Here is a 5,574-nt window from a genome sequence, read left to right as displayed (position 1 = left end):
GGATAAGCGCCGGCGCCTGCGCGCCGATTGCGCCGGCAAGCGGCGCCGGCGCCAGGCAAAGCGCGAAAAAGCGATCGACGAAATCCGGCAGCGGCGGCGGCGGCAGGTATTTCAACATGAAATCGCCCGGGGCCGATGCGCCCGCAACCCGGCCTTCGGCACCGCGGATCGCCATGACGCCAAGCGTTAGCCACGCCAGGATGACCGCCGCACCAACCATCATGGCCACCACCAGCCGGGGGTTGCGCGCGACGTCCGCGGTGGCGCGGCCGGCCCGGTCGAGATGGCGGAAGTCGTTGTCCTGGCCGGTCATGGACCCGAAATGGGCTGAATCGCCGCGTTGATCAAGCCGTACACTCCGGCCTATACCGCATTGGCGGCCAATTGGGCCTGCATTGCGATCTGGATACCGGATTTGGATCATCAGAAGACAGCGCGGATATTGGTCGCCGGCAGCGGTCCGGCCGGGCTGATCGCGGCGCTTGGGTTTGCCGAGGCCGGCTTTTCGGTGACGCTGGCGGGCCCGGCAGCCAATGGCCAGGATGGCCGCACCACCGCGCTCATGAACCCCGCCTTGAAAGTTCTCGAGCGGCTGGGCGTTCTCGCGGAACTCAAGCCAAAGGCCGCACCGCTGAAGGTGATGCGCATCGTCGACGCGACAAGGCGGCTGGTCCGCAGCCCGACGGTCACTTTCCGCGCCACGGAAATCGGCGAAGAGCAGTTCGGCTTGAACCTGCCGAACAATGTGCTTGTTCCCGCCCTTGCCAGGGCGGTTGCCGCGCATGCGGGCATAGAATGGCGGAAATCGATGGTCGAGAGCTGGCGCCTCGACGCCGCCCATGCCCATGCCGTGCTCGCCGATGGCAGCGAGATTTCCGCCTCGCTGGCGGTCGCCGCCGACGGGCGCCTGTCGCCGGCGCGCGAGGCGGCGGGCATTGCCGCATCGGTGCGGTCCTATCCACAGGCGGCGCTGGTTCTCAATTTCAGCCACCGCAGCGACCACGCTTTCACCTCGACCGAGTTCCACACCGAGACAGGCCCGTTCACGCAGGTTCCCCTGCCCGGCAACCGTTCCAGTCTTGTCTGGGTGGTGAAGCCGGAGACGGCGACGGAACTGGCGGCGCTCGACGACGCGACGCTTTCGCAACGCGTCGAAGAGCAGATGCAGTCGATGCTGGGGCGCGTCACCGTCGAACCCGGCAGGCAGGTCTATCCGCTGTCGGCCGCCTCGCCCGGGCGCTTTGCGCAAAATCGCGTTGCGCTGGTCGGCGAGGCCGCGCACGTATTCCCGCCGATCGGCGCGCAAGGTCTCAATCTCGGCATCAGGGATATCGACGACCTGATTGGAATCGCCAGCGAAAATAGCTCCGACCCGGGATCGGAGAAGTGCCTTGCGACCTACGATACCAGGCGGCGGCCCGACATTTTGGCCCGCAGCAGCGCGGTCAATTTGCTGAACAGGTCCTTGCTCTCCGACATGCTGCCGGCGCAATTGGCGCGCAGCGCCGGCCTTGGCGTGCTCGGCAGCTTCGCGCCGCTGCGCGCCTTTTTCATGCGAGAGGGGCTCAGGCCCGGCAGCGGCTTCCAGGCTCTTGCCGGCGGTTTGCGGAAGCAGTCCCGGCGGTAGCTTCCCCAGACATTTCCGCAGCGAGCCCGAAACCCTCGGCTCCGCCAGTTCGTTGGCTGCTGCTGGAGCGGTGCTTTGGCATTGAATTGACGCGGCGTCTGCGCCAAATAGGCACCAACCGAAAGTCGGGGTCGATTTTTGGCGGCGCAGCGCGTAAATTCAAGATCTTAGGCGCCTTTGCGCGGTCACGGACGGCGCCCTGGAACCTGAGTGGTGAGTGCGATGAAAACGGCCAAATTCTCGATCGGACAAGTGGTTCGCCATCGGCTGTTTCCGTTCCGCGGCGTCATCTTCGACGTCGACCCGCAATTCGCCAACACCGAGGAATGGTACGAGGCGATCCCGGCAGACGTGAGGCCGCGCAAGGACCAGCCCTTCTACCATCTTCTCGCCGAGAATTCGGAAACGGAATACATCGCCTACGTCTCCGAGCAGAACCTGCTCGAGGACAAGTCGGGCGAACCGGTTCGACACCCGCAGATCGGCGAGATGTTCGACAAGCGGCCGGACGGACGCTACGAGCCGAAACGCCAGTCGCGGCATTGACACAAAAAAGCGGGGCCAAAGCCCCGCTTTTTTCGAAGCCAGAAGACTCCCGCAGCAGTCCTGGGCGATCAGTTGGCGGTCTTCGCCTTGTCCTGCTCTTCCTTGAGCTTCTTGGCGAAGTCCTGGTTGTTCTTGGCCACGAAGTCCTTCAGCTTCTTCTGCCGGTCCTCGATATCCGACTGCTGCAGCGGCGGGCCGTCGTAGGCGCCGCTGAAACCGGTCAGCGCGACCTTGATCGGGTTCGGCTGGTTCTGGAAATTGACCGAGGTAAGCGTGATTGCCTGGCCCTTCTTGAAGGAAGCGACGAGCTGATCGGTCAGCGGCACTTCGGCCACGCAGCGGTCGGGGAAGCAGATCACATAGTCAAGCTTCTGCGCCTTGCCGGTGTCGATCTGCAGGCCGATGCCGGGAGGGACCAGACGGCCGGTCGGGACCGTGACCTGGAACACCTTGCGGTTCACCTTGCCCTTCAGCTCGATCAGGCTGATGCCGGTGACGAGTTGGCCATTGCCGGCGGTGACGATGTTCTGGACATTGCAGATGTCGACATCTTCCTGCTTGGTGCAGGCCTTGAACCAGCCCTGCGGAATCTGCTGCTGCTGCGCGGAGGCAGCCGGAAGTTCAGCGCCCAGAAAGCCGATCACGCCTGCGGCCAGGACCGAAAGGCGGTACGCGTTGCTGTTCAGGCTCGTCATATGGTGTACTTCCTCTCAATGATCCCGGGACCGGCTTATTCGCGCCGCGTGGTCCAGCTACCTGTTGCCGAAATGAGGCAACAGCATGACTTCGGAGCGCGTGTTACACTGCCAGCTCCGGCGAATCCAGCCCGTAGGCTGCAATTCTTGGCGCAGCCCGCCGGCGTCGAAGCCTCAGGAAACCTCGTTCGAATTCCCGACGCAGCGGCGATTCAATCGCCGCGTGAAATGCTCTAGGGTGCATTCCGAATCATCAAGCCGCCTGGCAAGGAGTCGGTCATGGGCCGCGTTCTCGTTTGGCTGATAGCCGCGACCTCGTTTCTGACCCTTTCGCCTGGACCGGTGCAGTCGGAGCCGAAGCACGCCATCGCCATGCAGGGCGAGCCGGCGCTGCCGGCCGACTATACGCATTTCAACTACGCCAATCCCGATGCGCCGAAGGGCGGCAGCATCACCTATTGTGTGGTCGGCAGCTTCGACAATCTCAACCCGTTCATCCTGAAAAGCCTGCGCACCACGGCGCGCGGCATGCTGGATCTCACCTACGGCAACCTCGTCTTCGAACCGCTGATGCAGCGCAATTACGACGAGGCTTTCAGCCTCTATGGCCTGCTTGCCGACAGCGCAGACATGGATCCGGAGCGCAAGTCGATCGAATTCCATCTCAACCCGAACGCAAAATGGTCGGACGGCCAGCCGGTGACGCCGGAGGACGTGCTGTTCACTTACGATGTCTTCACCGACAAGGGCCGCCCGCCCTACAGCGTTCGCATGAGCATGATCGCCAAGCTGGAAAAGACCGGCGAGCACAGCGTGAAATTCACCTTCAACGACAAGGCTAATCGCGAGACCCCGCTGATCATCGCGTTGACACCGATCATCCCCAGGCACGCTTTTGACAGGGATACCTTCGACAAGACGACACTGAAGCCTTTGATCGGCAGCGGACCCTACACGGTGGACAAGGTGCAACCTGGCCAACGCATCGTCTTCAAGCGCAATCCCGACTACTGGGGCAAGGACCTCCCTTCGAAACGCGGCTTCGACAATTACGACCAGATCACCATCGAGTATTTCCTGAATGACAATGCCAAGACGGAAGCTTTCAAGAAAGGCATCTGCGCCGTCGACGACCAAAGCGATCCGGTCAAGCGTGAGCGCGATCTCGATTTTCCCGCTTTCCATCGTGGCGAAGTGATCGCCGAAACCTTCGACACCGGCATACCGCCTGTCGTGACCGGATTCCTGTTCAACACAAGGCTGGAGAAGTTTTCCAACCCAGTCGTGCGGCGCGCGCTAGGGATGCTCTACGACTTCGAATGGGCGAACAAGAACCTGTTCGGCGGCAAGTACACGCGCACCATGAGCTACTGGCAGAATTCCGAGCTATCCGCGCTCGGTCATCCGGCCGGAGACAGAGAGAAGGCGCTGCTCGCGCCCTACCCCGGCCGCGTGCCGGCCGATGTCATGGAAGGCACCTGGAGGCCGCCGGTGAATGATGGTACGGGCCAGGATCGCAAGGTGCTGAAGGCGGCATTCGATTTACTGAAGAGCGAAGGCTATGCCGTCAAGGACGGGGTTCTGCTGGACCCCAAGGGAAATCCCTTCGGCTTCGAAATCCTAACCGCCTCGCAGGACGAGGAGCGTTTTGCCACTATCTATCAGCGCACGCTGCAGAAGATCGGCATCGCTGTGACCATCCGCAGCCTCGAGGCCGACCAAATCCAGTCGCGCAAACAGCGCTTCGATTTCGAGGTGCTGATCGGTTCAAGCGGGTTCAGCAACTCGCTGTCCCCCGGCATCGAGCAGACCTTTCGCTGGGGCTCTTCGGAAGCCAAAAGGGAAGGCTCCTTCAATCTGGCCGGCGTTGCCGATCCCGCGATAGACGCAGCAATGGATGCGATGCTGAAGGCGCGAACCAAGGAAGACTATGTCGCCGCCGTTCGCGTCCTCGACCGGTTGCTGATCTCAGGCAACTACATGGTGCCGATGCAATACAACACGCAGCAGTGGCTCGCCTACTGGAACTACCTGGAACATCCGCAAAAGACCCCCATATTCGGTTATCAGCTGCCGGTCTGGTGGCGAAAGCCCAACTGACCCTCCCGAAACAGGAGACGACAATGACCGCCGAGAACTCGATCACCGTCGATGTCGTGTCCGATGTCGTCTGTCCGTGGTGCTTCATCGGTCAGAAACGGCTCGACAAGGCGATCGCCATGGCCGGCGACATCGAGGTGCATGTGCGCTGGCGGCCGTTCCAGCTCGATCCGACCATCCCGCCCGGAGGCATGGATCGCCGCCAATACATGATCGCCAAGTTCGGCAGCGAGGAGCGCATCCGCCAGATCCATGCCCGGATCGAACCGCTGGGCGAGGCTGAAGGCATCCATTTTGCCTTCGGCGCCATCAAGGTGGCGGCCAACACGCTGGACGCGCACCGAGTCATCCGCTGGGCGGGAACCGCCGGCGAGGCGGTGCAGAACCGGCTGGTGCGCCGGCTGTTCCAGCTCAACTTCGAGGAAGGCGCCAATCTTGGCGATCACGCCGTGCTGACCGCAGCCGCCCGCGAAGCCGGCATGGACGCCTCCGTGGTCGAGACGCTGCTGCCGACCGATGCCGATGTCGATCAGGTGCGCACCGAAATCGCCACGGCCTCGCGCATGGGCATCACCGGCGTCCCCTGCTTCCTGCTCGAAGGCAAAT

Annotated in this window: 5 protein-coding genes and 1 pseudogene; 4 read left to right on the top strand and 2 right to left on the bottom strand. The window is 62.6% G+C overall.

The genetic code is table 11. The features are described 5' to 3' along the window. A pseudogene (locus tag EN745_RS28795) lies at nt 1-313 on the bottom strand (DUF2182 domain-containing protein); the annotation flags it as partial. Between the two features lie 102 nt (nt 314-415). Between EN745_RS28795 and EN745_RS28790 the strand changes: the two are divergent. Further along, nucleotides 416-1,627 (top strand): UbiH/UbiF family hydroxylase, encoded by a 1,212-nt coding sequence (locus tag EN745_RS28790; RefSeq protein WP_127422804.1) that lies wholly within the window; start codon nt 416-418, stop codon nt 1,625-1,627. Between the two features lie 222 nt (nt 1,628-1,849). Then, a complete protein-coding gene (gene hspQ / locus EN745_RS28785; protein WP_128346819.1) occupies nt 1,850-2,173 on the top strand; it encodes a heat shock protein HspQ in 324 nt (107 codons plus the stop codon). 68 nt (nt 2,174-2,241) lie between these two features. Here the strand turns inward: hspQ and EN745_RS28780 are convergent, their stop codons facing one another. Continuing rightward, a complete protein-coding gene (locus EN745_RS28780; RefSeq protein ID WP_126054534.1) occupies nt 2,242-2,868 on the bottom strand; it encodes an invasion associated locus B family protein in 627 nt (208 codons plus the stop codon). A gap of 279 nt (nt 2,869-3,147) precedes the next feature. Here EN745_RS28780 and EN745_RS28775 point away from each other — a divergent pair, with 279 nt between their 5' ends. Then, nucleotides 3,148-4,968: an extracellular solute-binding protein gene (locus EN745_RS28775; protein ID WP_127422803.1), complete on the top strand. Its 1,821-nt coding sequence runs from the start codon at nt 3,148-3,150 to the stop codon at nt 4,966-4,968. Between the two features lie 23 nt (nt 4,969-4,991). Next, a partial coding sequence (locus EN745_RS28770; protein ID WP_145992177.1) for a DsbA family oxidoreductase occupies nt 4,992-5,574 on the top strand: 583 nt, incomplete at its 3' end.

The sequence above is a fragment of the Mesorhizobium sp. M4A.F.Ca.ET.022.05.2.1 genome, assembly GCF_003998845.1.
Taxonomy (GTDB): domain Bacteria; phylum Pseudomonadota; class Alphaproteobacteria; order Rhizobiales; family Rhizobiaceae; genus Mesorhizobium.
Note: the sequence above shows the minus strand (reverse complement) of the source record. Positions and strands in the feature narration are given on the sequence as shown.

Coding starts and splice junctions, on each gene's coding strand:
- hspQ (WP_128346819.1), top strand. CDS start 1,850: ATGAAAACGGCCAAATTCTCGATCGGACAAGTGGTTCGCCATCGGCTG.
- EN745_RS28780 (WP_126054534.1), bottom strand. CDS start 2,868: ATGACGAGCCTGAACAGCAACGCGTACCGCCTTTCGGTCCTGGCCGCA.
- EN745_RS28775 (WP_127422803.1), top strand. CDS start 3,148: ATGGGCCGCGTTCTCGTTTGGCTGATAGCCGCGACCTCGTTTCTGACC.